Here is a 16,336-nt window from a genome sequence, read left to right as displayed (position 1 = left end):
AGGGCACCAACCCCGATATTGTAGACCTAAATAAATGGATAAAATATACCAAGAATCCTATGAATTAAACGTGTTGTGTGGTATACTTATTGTAGTCCTAATACATTCGAATTGGAGGGCTACAATGTTTCTGAAAAAAGTCACCATCAAGCAAGAAGGTAAGACCTACAATTACTATAAAATAGTCGCTTCTTATAGGGATAAAGACGGAAAACCCAAGCACCGCCTCATCCAGAACCTCGGTGTCTTGTCTGAAGCTGATGCCGAACGAATGAGGTTAATCCTTAAAGCACAACAAGATCCGGATCTGGTATTGGCAAAAAGTTCCGATATTGTAGTCATAAAGCATTGGCTGTTTCTACCCATCATTCTGTTGCATGCTCTTTGGGAAACCTTTCAGTTACATCGGTTTTTCCCGGATGGCTTATTGGTAGAAGCTATGGTACTTAATCGCTGTATTGAACCCCTGAGTAAAATCCACGTTGTAGAATGGATGCAGGGTACTGTGCTACCGGCACTGTCTGGTTCTTCCCGGTTACCGGATGATTACGCTGTATACCGGGAATTGGATTTCCTGAACAAACAGGAAAACGCTTTACAAACCCATCTCTATACTCAGCTTACGCGTCTTGATCCTAGTGTTGGAGAAGGATTTTTCTATGACATTACTTCTACGTACATGGAAGGCAGTCAATGCGTGATTGCTAAACTGGGGTATTCCCGTGACCACCGCCCCGACCTTGAGCAAATTGTAATTGCTCTTATGGTTACCCCACAGGGTTCGCCATTTTATTGGAAAGTGCTTGAAGGCAAAACTCAGGACATCACCACCTTACCTGGCGTGGTTAACGATCTTAAAGCGCGATTCGGCTTAAAAACGTGTCATCTTGTGTTTGATCGCGGGATGGTATCCAGCGATCATCTGGATTTACTTGAAGCACAGGGACTTACCTATCTGTCTGCTATGGACAAGGATGAAATGGCCTGCCATCCGTTGTTTCAGGAGTTTGTTCCGGAGCCTGCCCTAAAAGAGGATTATGAGCAGATCCTGGCTCTTCATGAATTCGTACCCACCGACGATCATCAGTTTTTTTATACCCGGGAAGGCCGGGTGGGACAACGACGGTTTATTTTCTCATTTGACGTGACCCGGTTTTTTGAAGATATTGCTACACGAGAGAGACGGATCACGAAAACCATGGCTTGGATTGCCGAACAAAATGCAAAATTAGCTGTAGCTAAGAAATCTCGCCAGAAGGAAGCTGTCGAGCGAGATGTGCAAAAAATAATCTCCAAACGAAGACTCAAGTCATTGATGAAGGTAACCGTTACGCCTATCGAGGTAAAAGTCACTAAAAAGGATGGCTCGATACGAATAGCCCATTCTTTCCAGTTATCTGCGATGATTGATAAGACTAGGGAAACGGAACTTAGACGATTGGATGGTATGACTTGTTTTATCACCAATGATGTAACGATTCCTCAAGCCGAGATCATTCAGAGATACAGAGAAAAGAACAAAATAGAAGAGGCATTTCGGGAAATGAAGTCCCAGTTGGCCCTGAGGCCGATTCATTTAACGCGTCCCGACCGAGTCAAGGCCCATGTCAGTGTTTGCATTTTGGCCTACTTACTGGTAAATACGATGGAGATGATGCTAAAGAAGGCTGGACATTCAATATCCCCCATAGACGTTTTGAAACAAGTGCAAAGCTGCCAGTTAAATCAAGTAGGTATCAAAGGCTCACCCGGTTATTCTCTTACCGTAACAGAAATGACAGAGCAACAATTAGAATGGACAAAACTCTTCAACTGTGAAAACTTATTAAAACCAAAGGCATTAAAACAGATAACAAAATCCTTGGGAAATACGTTGTAGTGACAAAAATATTATTTAGGTATGGCTCAAAGCCTTGCTGCGCCTAGTACTGGAAATTTCTTACGCCAAACTTGGGAAGTAATGCAAAAATAAAATAGAAGATTTTGATAACTTACATTTTAGGTTGTTGCAGTAGCTGAACCTTCAACCATTTGTCCATCTTGAGTAACAGCTTTTATCACTAAAGTAAATTTGTTACCTTTGCTAAATATGTCTTTATCTTTCAATTCGTTTATATAATTTTTAGATACATATAGGTCAAAAGTATATTGTCCTGGGGATAGTCTCTTAAAAAATGCTAATTTATCGTTTTGATACGCGAAATCAGGCCAACCGTCAACAGGATTCCAATTGGTTCCGTCAAAATCCCATGGGAACTTACGGCTAGAACCAAAATTTGTATACTGAACATAAGCTTCTTTAAATTCAATTGGTTCATTTATAATTATTTTAACTTTAAAATGACCATCAGCAACTCCGTCAGGCCCAAATACCCACTTGTCATTTATTGACTTGTTTAACATAACACCTATTTTATCAGTATTTGCGTCTACGAATGTGAAATCTACACTTGCAGGACCTTGTTGGGTGTTTGTTTGAGAATTAGCCTGTTGCGTGTTTTGAGACTGATTATTGCTATTTTGCGGTTGACTTTGGTTCTGTGGTGGTTGAGTTTGGTTTTGTCCTTGCTGTTGAGTTTGGGGTTGACTGGTCGTTTGAGTTGTTTGAGTTGTACCACAACCACTAATTGCGAGAAGTATAATAACCCCTAAAGCTACTAAGTATTTTTTCATTCTGCCTTTCCAAAACAATTCTTTCACTCCCCTTTTTATATGTAGATTTATTACCTTAATACTCCAATATATTTTACCAAATCTTCGGTTGGAATTTTGTCGAAATATTACACCACTACTGACTACATCAAGATACTAAATAAAATCCCAGGCCGTAAAAGCCCACGACTACATTGCAGCCAGCACCTGCTTGGCTAGAGGAAATTTTCGTCAGGTTATGACAACCACCTTCCAGATCTCCCTCCTTGTTGTTGTCTAAAACTATTAATGTCCTTGAGAAATAACAATCTTCCAATCTTCAGACACTCTTTATAAAACATTCAATTACAGGAGCCGTCTGTGACTCGGCAAAGAAAAGGACTTGATACTTACCTGCAACATAGTTTATACACCATCTACTATCTTCTTGAGCGGGTCTTGGATTTGAAGGACCCAAAATGGCCTGAGCTTGACTGAAAGTAGTAGTACCCAGTTTAATACCAAAGGGGTTTACATTTCCACCGGCGACTATATCAATTGACGTAATTTTTCTATCATTTTCACTTTTGTTTAGCTCATATGTGATGTAAGCAACATTATTATAGTTATAGTAAATTGCCCCCTCAAATTCTTTCGCTAGTTCAGGAACACCTAAAATACTTTTCATGGTGGAAATTGATGTCCCTACTCCAACCTTTAGCTCAGGGGCTCTACCTTCGTTAAGTGCTTGCAGGGGGGAAGTTGTAGTGGTGGGCTGTTTCACATTATCAGGTTGAGAATTTGCTTGTTGCTGATTACTTTGGGTGTCTTGCATGGGTTTACTTTGTTGAGGTTTGTTTTCTGCTGTTTCTTCAGGTGTAATATTTATTAACGGTTTATCATTTTCCGAATATGTAGCAACCAACATCTTTCCTGATTTAAACTCACCTACTAAGCTTTTAGATGAGTCGCCCCAAAACCAAAGTGAATCCTCAGCCTTTGATGCTTGCTTCCGCATGGCAGGGGAACCTACTATTTTAGAAGCCTCTTCTATAGTCATACCCACTTTGAGTTTATTAACATGGTCCTTATCCAAAGTACTGACTTTATTTGCATCAAACTTATATTCGCCCGAAGCATCCTTTGAATAGGTCATGCCGTGATTTTCGAACACTACTACATAAACGGCAGCCCCATCTTTAAAGGTTATTCGAGTTTGTATGTTTGCAGGATCCCCCCATGTCGCTAATTTATATCCTGTTTGAGGTGCATTTGGGTCATCAATAAGAGTCGTTTGTCCGAAGACTTTTATAGCATCATCAATACTCATACCGACTTTAAATTCACTCTGTATTTTTGAGAGCGATTCGACTTTATGTTGATTGACTGTAGGCTGATTAGCAGCGCCTGTTTTAGACGCACCACAACCACTAACACTAACCGAAAGAAGCGCAATAAGTCCAACAACCATTAAGTATTTCTTTGTTTTTCCTCTCCGGAACAATTCCCTCACTCCCTCTACACTTTGGTCAAGTGTCATTAACTCTTTTCACAATTCATAATTATAACATAAAGCACATGTCGATTTCACGTAATATTTGTTGTTACTTCTCAAAAATAATCTCCATAATGCCGGATACTAAAATACCAATCCACTTCATAGCCCTATCCCTTATAAGGATCATCAACTTGCGACACCCTGTTGGAGGTCAAATGGTACACCTAACGCAAAACTTTCTCTGTCAAGGAAACCTTGAAATATTAAAACCTCCGGTCGAAGTTACCTCAACCTCGACCGGTATTTATCAAAGAATTACCCTATCTCTACCAACATATTAAAATCAATTATTACACCTTTACCACCGTGCCATCCCTAAAGGTAAACCGGATGTCATCATCAGCAAAGACCGTGACTTTTTCTATAACCGCAATCCAAAGATCTTCATCAAACTCTGTCAGTACAGAATCCTGCTGTAACAACGTGGTAAGAAAGGCATCCAGTTGCTCCCGTTTTGCTCGGCGGGCTTGGCGCAATTCCTCGACTTTTTCAAGCTTACCCCTGGCTTTTTTGTACCTTGTCTCAAAGCTTGCGTAGCGTTGTTGGTATTCAGCCTGGTCTAAATCTATACGGGCATTTTCCTCCACGCACTGACGGGTCAACTCCGTAACCACCGTAATCTCGCTTTTCAGTACTTCAGCTTCAACATCCAAGGCGGCGGTATCGGTCAGCACCTGCTTAATCATGTTACAGTTTTCCAAGATCTCGTCTTTGTTTGTTACAAGTTGGTTAAAGGCGTTCAAGAATAATTGCTTCAAAGTGGCTTCGTCAACGTGCGGCGTTCTACATTTATTGGGGCCTTTGAATTTGTGGTTACATTGCCAAATCGTGCGGCGGTATTTGCTGGTGGAGTGCCACACCTTTGAACCGAAAAAATGACCGCACTCACCGCAGACGATTTTACTTGAGAAGCAGGTTGCCCCACTGTGGCATCTGCCACTTTCTTTTCGCCGTTTCATTTCGTGCTGAACCATATCGAATACATCCGGTTCAATAATGGCCGGATGACTGTTTTCCACATAATACTGAGGGACTTCTCCCTCGTTAACCTTCTTCTTTTTGGTCAGGAAGTCCACCGTGAAGGTCTTTTGCAGCACCGCATCGCCCTTGTATTTTTCTTTGGTGAGAATGCTTTCTACCGTACTGACTTGCCAGTTTGTTTTACCCGATGGTGTTGGAACGCCGCTCTGGGTGAGGTGCTTAGCAATACCCGATGGGGTCTTACCCTCGAGAAACAGCCTATAAATTAAACGCACTGTTTTGGCTTCCGATTCAACAATCTTAGGCAATCCGTCTTCACCCTTCATGTAGCCAAGAAAATGACCATAGGGCAGGCTGACCTTACCATCTGCAAAACGCTTGCGTTGGCCCCAAGTGACGTTCTCGCTGATCGAGCGGCTTTCTTCCTGGGCAAGGCTCGACATGATGGTAACCAGTAGCTCGCCCTTGCTGTCTAGAGTATAAATGTTTTCCTTTTCAAAATAGACCTCGACTCCTTTTTCCTTAAGCTGCCGGACGGTCGTCAAGGTATCCACGGTATTTCGGGCAAACCGTGACACCGACTTGGTAATAATCATGTCGATTTTGCCGTTAAGGGCATCGGCAATCATCCGTTTGAAGCCATCACGCTTCTTGGTATTGGTGGCCGAAATACCCTCATCGGTATAAACATTAACAAATCAGCCTGTCGCAACAGAGCGTCTGAGGCCGCGCAGTCCTGGTTGGCCCAAACGGGTACGGCATAGGTCAGGGCTTTGCTGTTGGTACCCGCAACATCTTGGGCCTGCTCAAGAGTGATGGGAACCTGGGCGACATTCGCCTGGTTAATGTGAACGACCACATAGCAAGCTTCAACATCCCTTAGGGATACGTAATCACCGGTAATGGCGCCCCCGGCTTGAGGGGCGATGGCTTCGATGATTTTAGTGGTTTCAGGAATCATCTGTCTTTACCTCCGTTTCCTTGGATTAGGCTCTATTGGCCAGGGCGACGAACGGACTCAACGTGTTGGAACCCTTGAAAGGCTGTAGCGGCGCATTCCAAACCGGCTGACCATCGACTCGGTAAATAAACCGGAAGACGTTTTCATCGTAGAGAAAGCGCACATGGATCGAGGATGCGGCGTTGATTCCACCCTTGTCGATGAGCAGATACTGTGAAAAGTCAGCCAGGATGATGTCCCCTAAGGTTCCGAGGGTCTCACATTGCTCCAAGGGAATGACCGGGCGGCCAAACAGCGTGCTATACGGAGATCCGGAAACACCGCTGGCTGGCATGTAGACCGGTACTCCACCGGCACCGACAGCCAGAGACATCGTAAAGAGTTGAGGTTCTATGTCTTGGTTAATATACCAAGCCGCATTTTGGCGCGACCGTCCCCAACAGCGCGACCACATATTGACCACGTTTTGCACATTAATGGTGCCGGCGGCTTGTCCCGCTTCTTTGGGCACCGTGACCAGAGCCTTGCTGTTTAAGATGCCTAAGGGCATGCCGGCGCCCGTTCCATTAATGATGGCATCATCCACCTTGAAACCGAATTCCTCGGAAAACCCTTGCATAATGACCGCTTCCAGCATCGGAGAGCAGTTCATCCGTGGCATAGCAGAGTCCCGTGAGTTTCCGTAAATTAAGCTCCATTTGCCGGAACTTAGGTTTACTCCCGGTTAAGGCATCGGCCTCTCCTTCCCAATAAGCCTGAATCCCACCCCATCGGGATCCGTTTTTGCGGCTCGTCTCATCGACGCCGTTGATTTTCATGGAATTGGCTGCCGTGCTTAAAGGAATTTTGTTGCACTTGCTGGCCAAAACCCCGGTCTCGTAAGTCCGTTTAAGTAACTCCTTGGTAAAGTCCTCCTCGACCAGAAAGCCGCCGTCACTGCCCACGGATTCATTTAAGCCGATGGCCGCTTTGATGGAGAGTCTGGGATCCATCGACCCACCCGGTTTGGCTGCTTCCACGACGGCACGTAATTGTTCGCCAAAGGTGGCAAATTTCTTTTCATCCTTGGATTTTGGCTGCGCATAGACGGGAGGATTGATCGGAGTAGTGAGGGTTGCCTGTCGCTCATCGATGGCTTTCTGAGCGGCAAGCGCTTTTTCTAAATCGGTGATTTCCGTTTGCAGAGCGTCAAATTGGGCCTGCTCTTCGGCGGTCAAACCTCTTTCGGCATCCAGCGCGACTTGAATAAGGGCCTGTTGGGCATCGATTTTCTTCTTGAGTAGGGCTTTAAACATGGGCGAGTCGCCTCCTATTGATTTGTATTTGAGCTGTATATAAGTTAACGGGTACTTGCCGGGACTCCTTAGGGTTTGGGGATTCCACTGAGCCCGCAGGCTGCAGCGGTTGCCGCTGTGGTCTAAAGGCATTGTTGCTGTTTTCATCGGTACCAGTTTCGTTCAACTGGTCAAGAACCTCGGCTAATAACTCACTCGCTTGCCTGATCCGCTGTTCGTTGACCGTAGACAAGGTTCTCCCTTCGTTTTGCACACCCACCGATGGGACATTCGCCACTTGTCCTTCCATTTTGGGCGGGTTACGGTACCGGCTAAGGTCGAAGGTTAGACCGTTCATCATGAGGCTCCCATTGCCCATAGAGGCAGCCAGTTGCTTCGACTCTTCAATTTCATCGGCAAAACCATAAGAAACGGCTTCCTCAGCGGTCATCCAAGTTTCGGCATTGACCATTTCGATAATCTTCTCTTTCTCAAGCCCCGTTTTGGCTTCATAGGTTACCAGAATGCTCTCATCGATTTTATCCATATCATCGGCCAGTTTCCGAAAGTCGTTGGCGTTTCCTAACCCAAAGGTCCAGGCCTTGTGGATCATCATCATAGCATTCATGGGCATATATACCCTATCGCCGGCCATCGCTATCACGGACGCGATGCTGGCAGCCAGACCGTCCACGTATACTTTTTTCTGGGCCTTGTGGCGCTTGAGCATGGCGTAGATGGCAAGGCCTGCAAAAACATCCCCGCCGCCGCTGTTGATGTAGATGTTTAAGGTGCTGATGTCCCCTAGATCATCAAGATCCTGTTTAAAAGCTTTGGGAGTTACTTCGTCACCCCACCAGGTTGAACTGGAAATATCTCCGTAGAGTAAAAGCTCGCCTTCATCGGCTCCGGTATCCTTCTTGGACCGGAACTGCCAAAACTTCTTGTTCTTTTTAGGCACTCTTTTCACCCCTTTCAGTGATGAATTTGTAAATTTCCTCGGCCATGGCCTTCACATCATCCTGGGCTTTCTGCGTCCCGGCTTCGATCATATTGGAAGGTGTCAAATAAATGTCGCCATTCGAAATGGGCGGCATGTTTTCGAGTTTGCGGATATCGTTGACACTGAGCCACCCCCACTGTCTTCCGGTGGCATAAGCCGTCGCCCGGCTCTGAGCGTCACCCCGGAGCAAGTTGTCAATCTTAAACTCGATGTAGTAACCCGACCTACGTTCCAGCGGGGTTAACAGTTGCATATTGATATTTTCCTCCCACCGTTTGAACCAGGGGAGCATGGTGTACATGACAAATTCCAGGCTCTGATGCTCAATATTATTGTTCGTCGCCCGATCAAGGTTTTGAATTAAGTGGAGCGGTTTAAGCTCGTCGGCTAAGCGGCACTCATTCTTTTCAGGGACAACCCTGTTGGCAAACATTTCATCTTGAATGGCTTTGCGAACAATGCGCTTAAACTTACGCCAGCTTAACACAGAAATATCGTTGCTTCCTTTTTGCCCTGATCCCTTCTGCGAATTCTCGGTGACTTTGTCAATAAAATCTGCCCATGTTGATAGTCCTTTGAAGTCCGGGTCGTCTTCATCAATAATTTTACTGATGATGGATTCCATTGTTTGCGCAGGGTCGTCAATATTTGAAAACATCATTTCGATGCTCTCTTTATCGCTTGAATATACATACTTGTATTTTTTTAACTGACCATCTTCCATATAACGTTCAACATCACTTTTGGGGAGATATGTGCTTTGCTTAGCTGAGTTGCCGTTGTAATACGGAATGAAGTATTTTACATTTTTGAACGGTTCGGGGGACAAACCTAAATTCTTATACTCAACAAGGGTTTCTTCTTTAGCATTTGGCGTATCTTGTACAAAATCGTTTTCTCTGTCAATGGCCATAAGGTCACAGCCTTTGACGTTGAAAATGACGAAGGCAACACTGTCGTCAGAATCCGTCATACTGAGGTACTGGTCTTGAATCGCCTTCATCAAAAACATTGCGTATGATGTTTTTGATGCAAGCCCCGAAATTCCTGAAATGTTAAGGTGTGCTCCCTCCGGACCCAGTATGAACTTTGAATTCAGCTTTACCGGTAATGTAACCTCGTCTTTTGTACCCTCATACATTTTCAGTGAACCGCATACAAGAGGGTTTTGAATCTTATCCAGTCCCAGAGCCATGGTGATTTCTTCGGCGGAGGCTAAGTAAACTTTAGCGTTGTTGTGAACGGGAGTATAGAGATTATTGTTGTTGAACGAAACTTTGGCTTCAGCATAATTCATCCCAACGCGCAATGTCGGTTCGTCTATTTCAACATCGCCGAAATCGCTGGAAATGAAATTGGTCAGGAAACTTTGTGCATCCGTAATGTGAGAGATGTTTTCAATAACGCCAAAAGTAAACGATTTGTCGATGTGTTCCACTTTAACGATATCGAAAGCATGAAGCTGAAGATTTGCATCTGTCCAAAAATTGAACTTGTCCATGGTTGTAGGCGTTTTTTCAGTGGCCAACACTCGTCCGATAAGCTTGTTCATTTTTTCTCCTCCTCAGAATAATTGCAAAAAGCTATCTGCACTAAGATATTTTGATTTGACAAACGACTCCGTCAAGTATACCGGGTAGATATGGTTCGCCCATCTTAAATCTGAGCCATAGCACACAGGATTTCGTTCATTGATTAGGTAAGCGCTCAAGGTATCAACCAATTCGCTGTTGATACCTTCGCTCACTTCCTCGTCTGTAACGAGTATTTTTTCAATTTTAAGGATTCCATCAAAAGGCGACCGTGTTCTCTGTTGGTCACGTAGTCTTATATACCAAACGGCAAACTGTACGTCACCTAAGTAATCTGGGTTTTCATAACAAGCCACAGGTGTTCTGTGGTAAAGGGGCAAATCGGCTATAAACCCCGGATTTGGTTTTCCATTGACATCCAGGCAGACCTCGGGGTTGAAATTCTTTGAAGCCCCTAAAACCCAGCTGTAATTGTTTTTAAAAGTTTGGTAGCTTTTTTTGTTCGCTTTATCTTTCTGAGTAGGTCTATATTCCAATGAACCATCTTTAATGAGATAGTTATCCTGATTCAACTTGCCTTCTCGGACAAGTTCGGCAACAAGTTCTTTTTCACGTTCAATCATCTTATCCTGGACACAAGCTGTCGCCCTATCTTTGGGTGTGACGTTGACGAATTCAGGAAAATACTCTGGATGCAAGAGGCAATGATAATTTATAGATATAAGTATGACAAAATCAAAAGAGAACTGTATTACAAACTCAAAGGAAAAGAGGTACACTATGAAGACGAGTGTGACCAGACCAACGAATGGTGGCAAAAATTCAATTCTCTCACTGATGAACAAAGCGCAACGCTAAAAGAAATAGTTGCAAAAAACCGTTTCACGGAGGAGGATTATAGTACCAACGACGCGGCAATTCTTGAAGTTCTTGAGTACTATAAGGTGAAACGTGATTAAAAACAATAACAGGAGTTGAGAGAGGCAAAATGGACGGCAACAATTTTTACACAACTTAACGTTTCCTCAAACCTTTTAACGATGCCTATACTTTTTAACGATAGGTAGGACTTGTCCCCAAGGGGGGTCCATCTTTTAACGAAAAGGGTGCAAAAAACGAAAAAGCACCGCTTCGAACGGTGCTCAATCTGCCCTTAAAAGCCGAAAAGCCCAGTAATACTGGACTTTTAATGTTCTTTTATTGTATCAAAGATTGAGTACTTAGTTGGCCAATCTACTATCAAATGATACAATGCACACCCTGCTCTCTGAAAACGTTAGAAGTTAGACTGGGGGGGCATTTTGCACACCCTTCCAAGCACCGCTATTTTTTATGTTTTCATAAAAAAGGTACAAGGGGTTCAATTGTTCACTTTCCAATAGACTGCCGATACAGCTCTCTTTCCTTAACAATATTTATTATTGCATCAAGCTCATCACTCTTCATTCCTTTTGTATCATCAAATATTTCGTTAAAAGCTACAAGTAAATCATAATAATTATTTGCAAGCTCTTTTTTAGAATACTTAGAATTAAACTTAGGGTATAAGCCAATAGTCAAATAAGCTACAAAATCAGAAATAGAGCTGAAGAGCAACTCTTCTTTCATAAAGAGTATATAATGGCGATATATTGAAATATGAGCAAATGGAAAGTCTTTTATTACTCCTTCAGCATTTATCTGGTGGAGTAGTCTCTTGTCTGTTGTGATATTTTCATTTTCACGCCACATTTCTATAATTAATTCATTGCCATATGTATACGTTAAATGAATTAACACATTAAACATCAATCTCCAAGTCAAAGCCATATAACATTGTTCTTTAGAAATTGATGATATTCCTAATAAACGCTTAATTTCATTCTCAGTCATACAGATTGTAAAAGGTTTCATGTCAAGCTCTTTAGCGATACTTGAATACTCCTTTAAAAACGCCCTCTTGTTGCCACCAAGTATGTTTTTGCGACCTAAAATGTCCGTAAAGTGTATATAATCAATATTATATCGTTCAACAAGTTCTCGTAACTTTTGATATATACCAGTGTTCTTTTTTATTTCAGACTTTAATACAACAATACCACTTACCGCATAATGGTCTCCTATATTAGATTCATCAAATAAAACATAAATTACATCCCGTAGTGATTTAACCGGATTTATATAATCATCAGGATAATGTCCTAAAGATTCATAGATACTTTTTTCAAATGTAGAGGTGTTTAATCTCTCAGAACTTATAAATCTCATGGTAGTTCCTCTGAGAGGCTCTCCTTTTCCGCAGCAATCTTTGTATTTAAGTCCAGAGTTACATAAAGAACATATTGAGTTTTTGGGGATTCTTTTAGACATTTTACCTCCTGACTTTTCCTGGCAAAATCTACTTCTTTAAAACTTCAGGCAACACATCCTTCATTGCCTTTTCAAATTTGATCATATTACTTGTCATGAATTCAATCATTTTATCCCAGTCCTCTTCATTGAAGACACTGACATCCCGTAAATAATAAGCTACTCTACTGCCTTTTCCATCATCCAAACGCTGCCAATCAAGCTCATGTCCAAATCTTGATTCTATTTGCTCTTTACGAGAATGTATTTTATCAAAAATCTGCTTATTTTCCTCTTTCGCACCTTTATTAATCCAAAGCTCTATTCTCGCAAAATTACCGGTTATAACATACACATAACCCAAACCGCTGTGACCGGAACCGCAGCTAATCCAGTTATCTTTTGAAGGACTGATATTCTTGAACAAGTCCGACTTTTCATTCATTTTTTGCAGCAGCTTAGCCCAAAATTTCAGCCTCACTGTATGCCTTGTTTGATTCTTTTCTTTATTGATAAACTCTTCTTGCTTCTTGTTGGCAAGCTTTTTCAAATAGTCTTCAGCATCTTTTACCGGTATAATCTGTTCAGTATCTATGAGAACGTTATCTTCAAGAGTATAGGGAGTCACCTTGATGCATTTGATTTTTATATTGTGGTCTAAAAGCCACATTACGGTGGAGGTTACCTCTTTTCTGAAGCTTGCAGCAATTAGTATTATTCTCTGGTCGCCTTTATTGATTTCTGCCTCGCTAAAATCTTCAACTCCCAAAAACTCAGATAGAATTTGATCTGCGCCTTCTGTAACGTTCTGAGTATCAAGATATTTTTGGAAAATATCCCTGATGTCTGCCTTTGATAATCCAGAGCAATATGATACATATTTCAAAGCTTGCCATGTAACATCTCGACCTGTATCATCAAGCTTATTCTCAATAATGACAAGATCTCCACTTTCATCAACAGCAAGTAAATCCAATCTCTCATTCGTATCATCAAAACCACTAAACTCTTTTTGGATTATTAATAACCTTTCACCGAGCATTTCTGTATTCTTGCAAATCCATTCCTGAAGGTGCTTTCTTTCTTTAAATCCAAGCTCCTGAAATGTTTTTCTTTCAAGCGATACAGCCTCATTCTTACTTTTGTTTACTAAAAACAACTTCACCACACCTTTCAAAATAGATGCTTCGGGACAAATCAGCTTTTATTTTTCCATGTGCCTATTGTTTTATATGGTACAGGCTTAACATTTGGATTGTCCAACAAAGTAATTTTATTATGAACCGTTGTCTCTGCATCAGTACCACAACAGCATTTTTTATACTTTTTACCGCTTCCACAAGGGCAAGGTTTGTTTCTTTCAGCTTTTTCAAATTCCGCTTATTTAATCTTTTTTTCAATATCTAAATTCCATCTATCATATGGAGTATTTAGTCCCATAAATAAAGTATCTAAAGCTTCGTAATTATACTCCATACTCTCTGGAAACAAATCAGTGTATAATACATGCGTTCATTTTAACTAAATCGTATAACTACGCAGCTATCATCCCTGTTACAACAGGGAATAATGTCCATTGAATTAATACTTCAGAAATGTTAACAACATCAGCATGAAGTTCAAGTTCCTTGTATTCCTCATCCGAAGCTCCAATATCAACTGACAAATCATGCTTTACTGCTTCTTTCTTTAAAAACGAATAAAACTGGTAAGTTTGTTCAGGAAAACAATTTTTATACCCTTTAAAATCCTCATGAGAAAGCAATAAAATATCTGCACTTTTTATATTCTCCAATAAATCCGGTGATAAATTATCTTTTTGATAAACATCCTCAAACGATACTCTTGCATTATAAATCTGTACTTTTGATTTTTTAATATTTTGTTTAAATGTTTCAATGATGCAGAATGCTCAGTCTTCTGTATATCTAATATAAGGGACATATTGGATATTCCCTTCAACTCTTGCTTTACCAGATTCAATAATTGTATGTTCCAATCGTTCAACTTCACTTCTTGTCAGTTCAAGCACGCTGTGGAATTTAGTTTTATAATTATTAAGGTAACAAATAAATTGGCTCTTCTTATTTTGATCTTGCAAAATTGTTATCGAGTCACATGCTGACAGCAGCGGGAATTCATCACTTTCAATTTGAGCATCTTTTTCTACTATATACTGCACACTGGTAAAGCCTCTATGAGGCTTATCTTCTGTGTTGGGAATCAACCAATCGCGACCATTCTTTTTTGCATGTCTTAATTTCCCACGTCTAATCCATTGCCTTACCGTAACAGGCTCAATTCCAAGCATAGAGGCATATTGCTCAACTGTAAGGTAATCGCATTCAACCGTGATTAATGTGTGCTCTACGGTTGAGGTCATGCTGCTGATCTCGTTATTTTCAACTTCAATATCATCAGCTTGGCAGAGATTTAGCTCCATACGATTTCCAAGAAACTGATATTCATAGTACCACCAAAGTTCTGTCAAAACCGGAAGTTTGCATTTCTTTACTGCTGCAATAAATTTTTCGCAAAGTTTTACTCTGTTTTTTACAACTTCATTTGAATAAGCTGGCTCTTCATTTAATCTTTCGTGTTCAACAAATAGTTCCAATGACTTTAAAATGTCTTCCCGCGTAAATAGATAATTCTCTCGGAATAGTTTTTCTGTAATGTCCACCGAGAACCCTCCAATAACTGTTTGACCTTATTGTAACGCATCGTTACAATAAGGTCAAACAGTTATTGCCACATTTATTCTAAAAAGAATGACGTTTCGGGTGTTATCTCGCTTTTGCATAAATCTATGCTTCAATCTCCGTGCCATCCTTGAAGCTGAATACCATCCTGCCGTCTAGCATAACCTTGACTTTCCCGACTGATACCGCCCAAAGCTTCTCGTCGAATTCTTCTAAAATCAGCGGACGTGATTCAAAACCCTTGATAAAAGTCTCAAGCATCAGAGCTTTATTCTGGCGCTCACACTTCAGCTTCTCAAGTTCAGCCACCCGCTCCGTGGCTTTACGGTGCCGCTCAAGATAGATGTTGTTGCGCTCACTCCATTCATCCTGGCTGACAGCGATGCGGGCGTTCTCATAGATTGCCTTTTTTGACAATTCAGTAATCACTTCGATTTCACGCCTCAGTTCCTCAAGCTCGGCATCAATCTCTGAGCAGTCGCAAAGGATACTCTGGGAGAGACGGCAATTAGCAAGCAGTTCCTCTCGGTCTCCCATCAGCGTGTTAAACGTTGTGAGAAAACGCTGTTTCACATCATCCTCGGTTACGTGCGGCGTATTACACCTTTTGTCACCCTTGTATTTTTCATTGCACCGCCAGATTACCCGGCGGTATTTTGTGTTGGAACCCCAGACTTTAGAACCGTAAAAACCGCCGCAATCACCGCAGACAATCTTCGCCGTGAAAGGACTGTTGCAGCCGGATGGCCTGCCGAGACCCTTGCGCCGCTCGATTTCTGCCTGAACCGCGTCGAACTCTTCAGGCTCGATAATGGCTGGGTGGCTGTTCTGAACATAATATTGCGGAACCTCACCCTCGTTGACTTTAGTGGCTTTGGTGAGAAAATCAACCGTAAAGCGTTTCTGAAGAAGGGCATCGCCCTTATATTTCTCATTGGTCAGAATGCTTTTCACCGTGGCCACCTGCCATGTCTTTTTCCCTGCAGGCGACGGAATACCCTGACTGGCTAGCTGCTTTGCAATCGCCGAAGGTGTTTTACCCTCCATAAATAACCTAAATATCATTCGCACAATCTCAGCTTCAGATTCTATAATCTTAGGCAGACCATCCTCTCCCTTTTCGTAACCAAGGAACTGGCCGTATGGAAGACTGATTTTTCCATCCGCCATGCGCTTGCGCTGCCCCCATGTTACATTCTCGGATATGGAGCGGCTTTCTTCCTGGAAACAGTAATACAAATTGATAAAATGCACACCCCCTTCCTAATTTTCAACGATTTGCGGATTGGGGGTGTGCATTTTTTATAGGGGTGTGCATTTTAGGTACTCACAATTTAAGTTGATACAAGCTGTTCACTCATTTATA

At 42.0% G+C, this 16,336-nt stretch carries 14 protein-coding genes and 2 pseudogenes; 2 read left to right on the top strand and 14 right to left on the bottom strand.

The window, feature by feature from the left end; translation table 11 throughout:
* The first annotated feature begins 124 nt into the window (after nucleotides 1-124).
* Nucleotides 125-1,879, top strand: a complete 1,755-nt coding sequence (locus ACYQ2N_RS12430; RefSeq protein WP_459999573.1) for an IS1634 family transposase — start codon at nucleotides 125-127, stop codon at nucleotides 1,877-1,879.
* 119 nt (nucleotides 1,880-1,998) lie between these two features.
* Here the strand turns inward: ACYQ2N_RS12430 and ACYQ2N_RS12425 are convergent, their stop codons facing one another.
* The 8 genes and pseudogenes from ACYQ2N_RS12425 to ACYQ2N_RS12390 all read right to left on the bottom strand — a co-directional run bounded on the left by ACYQ2N_RS12425 (nucleotide 1,999) and on the right by ACYQ2N_RS12390 (nucleotide 10,563).
* Nucleotides 1,999-2,691 carry a hypothetical protein gene (locus tag ACYQ2N_RS12425; protein WP_459999572.1) on the bottom strand — a complete coding sequence of 231 codons (693 nt, stop codon included), beginning with the start codon at nucleotides 2,689-2,691 and terminating at the stop codon, nucleotides 1,999-2,001.
* 280 nt (nucleotides 2,692-2,971) lie between these two features.
* Entirely contained in the window at nucleotides 2,972-4,135 is a 1,164-nt protein-coding gene (locus ACYQ2N_RS12420; RefSeq protein ID WP_459999571.1) for a hypothetical protein, read from the bottom strand.
* Nucleotides 4,136-4,479: 344 nt separating this feature from the next.
* Nucleotides 4,480-5,841, bottom strand: coding sequence for a recombinase family protein (locus tag ACYQ2N_RS12415; protein ID WP_488199462.1), 1,362 nt, complete (start codon nucleotides 5,839-5,841; stop codon nucleotides 4,480-4,482).
* A complete protein-coding gene (locus ACYQ2N_RS12410; protein ID WP_459999569.1) occupies nucleotides 5,796-6,131 on the bottom strand; it encodes a hypothetical protein in 336 nt (111 codons plus the stop codon). The genes ACYQ2N_RS12415 and ACYQ2N_RS12410 overlap by 46 nt, the downstream gene beginning before the upstream one ends.
* Nucleotides 6,132-6,156: 25 nt before the next feature.
* A pseudogene (locus ACYQ2N_RS12405) lies at nucleotides 6,157-7,426 on the bottom strand (phage major capsid protein).
* Nucleotides 7,419-8,366, bottom strand: coding sequence for a head maturation protease, ClpP-related (locus ACYQ2N_RS12400; protein ID WP_459999567.1), 948 nt, complete (start codon nucleotides 8,364-8,366; stop codon nucleotides 7,419-7,421). Before ACYQ2N_RS12400 ends, ACYQ2N_RS12405 begins: the two are co-directional and overlap by 8 nt.
* Nucleotides 8,359-9,960 carry a phage portal protein gene (locus ACYQ2N_RS12395; protein WP_459999565.1) on the bottom strand — a complete coding sequence of 534 codons (1,602 nt, stop codon included), beginning with the start codon at nucleotides 9,958-9,960 and terminating at the stop codon, nucleotides 8,359-8,361. The genes ACYQ2N_RS12400 and ACYQ2N_RS12395 overlap by 8 nt, the downstream gene beginning before the upstream one ends.
* Before the next feature lie 12 nt (nucleotides 9,961-9,972).
* Complete coding sequence (locus ACYQ2N_RS12390; protein ID WP_459999563.1) at nucleotides 9,973-10,563, bottom strand: hypothetical protein; 591 nt, start codon at nucleotides 10,561-10,563, stop codon at nucleotides 9,973-9,975.
* 69 nt (nucleotides 10,564-10,632) lie between these two features.
* On the opposite strand from ACYQ2N_RS12390, the gene ACYQ2N_RS12385 reads away from it, so the two are divergent.
* Entirely contained in the window at nucleotides 10,633-10,899 is a 267-nt protein-coding gene (locus ACYQ2N_RS12385; RefSeq protein ID WP_459999562.1) for a hypothetical protein, read from the top strand.
* Between the two features lie 409 nt (nucleotides 10,900-11,308).
* On the opposite strand, the gene ACYQ2N_RS12380 is transcribed toward ACYQ2N_RS12385, so the two are convergent.
* The 6 genes and pseudogenes from ACYQ2N_RS12380 to ACYQ2N_RS12355 form a co-directional block, all read right to left on the bottom strand.
* A complete protein-coding gene (locus ACYQ2N_RS12380) occupies nucleotides 11,309-12,289 on the bottom strand; it encodes an SEC-C domain-containing protein (protein WP_459999560.1) in 981 nt (326 codons plus the stop codon).
* Nucleotides 12,290-12,317: 28 nt separating this feature from the next.
* A complete protein-coding gene (locus ACYQ2N_RS12375) occupies nucleotides 12,318-13,427 on the bottom strand; it encodes a DUF4268 domain-containing protein (protein ID WP_459999558.1) in 1,110 nt (369 codons plus the stop codon).
* Between the two features lie 38 nt (nucleotides 13,428-13,465).
* A pseudogene (locus ACYQ2N_RS12370) lies at nucleotides 13,466-13,627 on the bottom strand (SEC-C metal-binding domain-containing protein); the annotation flags it as partial.
* A gap of 175 nt (nucleotides 13,628-13,802) precedes the next feature.
* Nucleotides 13,803-14,063 (bottom strand): hypothetical protein, encoded by a 261-nt coding sequence (locus ACYQ2N_RS12365; RefSeq protein ID WP_459999557.1) that lies wholly within the window; start codon nucleotides 14,061-14,063, stop codon nucleotides 13,803-13,805.
* Nucleotides 14,064-14,180: 117 nt separating this feature from the next.
* Nucleotides 14,181-14,951 (bottom strand): helix-turn-helix domain-containing protein, encoded by a 771-nt coding sequence (locus ACYQ2N_RS12360; RefSeq protein ID WP_459999556.1) that lies wholly within the window; start codon nucleotides 14,949-14,951, stop codon nucleotides 14,181-14,183.
* Nucleotides 14,952-15,075: 124 nt separating this feature from the next.
* Complete coding sequence (locus ACYQ2N_RS12355) at nucleotides 15,076-16,224, bottom strand: recombinase family protein (protein ID WP_459999554.1); 1,149 nt, start codon at nucleotides 16,222-16,224, stop codon at nucleotides 15,076-15,078.
* Between the last annotated feature and the right edge of the window lie 112 nt (nucleotides 16,225-16,336).

This window comes from Paradesulfitobacterium aromaticivorans, assembly GCF_054657415.1.
The sequence above is the reverse complement of the archived record's forward strand: the minus strand, read 5'-3'. Positions and strand labels throughout refer to the sequence as shown.

Coding starts and splice junctions, on each gene's coding strand:
- ACYQ2N_RS12430 (WP_459999573.1), top strand. CDS start 125: ATGTTTCTGAAAAAAGTCACCATCAAGCAAGAAGGTAAGACCTACAAT.
- ACYQ2N_RS12410 (WP_459999569.1), bottom strand. CDS start 6,131: ATGATTCCTGAAACCACTAAAATCATCGAAGCCATCGCCCCTCAAGCC.
- ACYQ2N_RS12395 (WP_459999565.1), bottom strand. CDS start 9,960: ATGAACAAGCTTATCGGACGAGTGTTGGCCACTGAAAAAACGCCTACA.
- ACYQ2N_RS12390 (WP_459999563.1), bottom strand. CDS start 10,563: ATGATTGAACGTGAAAAAGAACTTGTTGCCGAACTTGTCCGAGAAGGC.
- ACYQ2N_RS12385 (WP_459999562.1), top strand. CDS start 10,633: ATGCAAGAGGCAATGATAATTTATAGATATAAGTATGACAAAATCAAA.
- ACYQ2N_RS12380 (WP_459999560.1), bottom strand. CDS start 12,289: ATGTCTAAAAGAATCCCCAAAAACTCAATATGTTCTTTATGTAACTCT.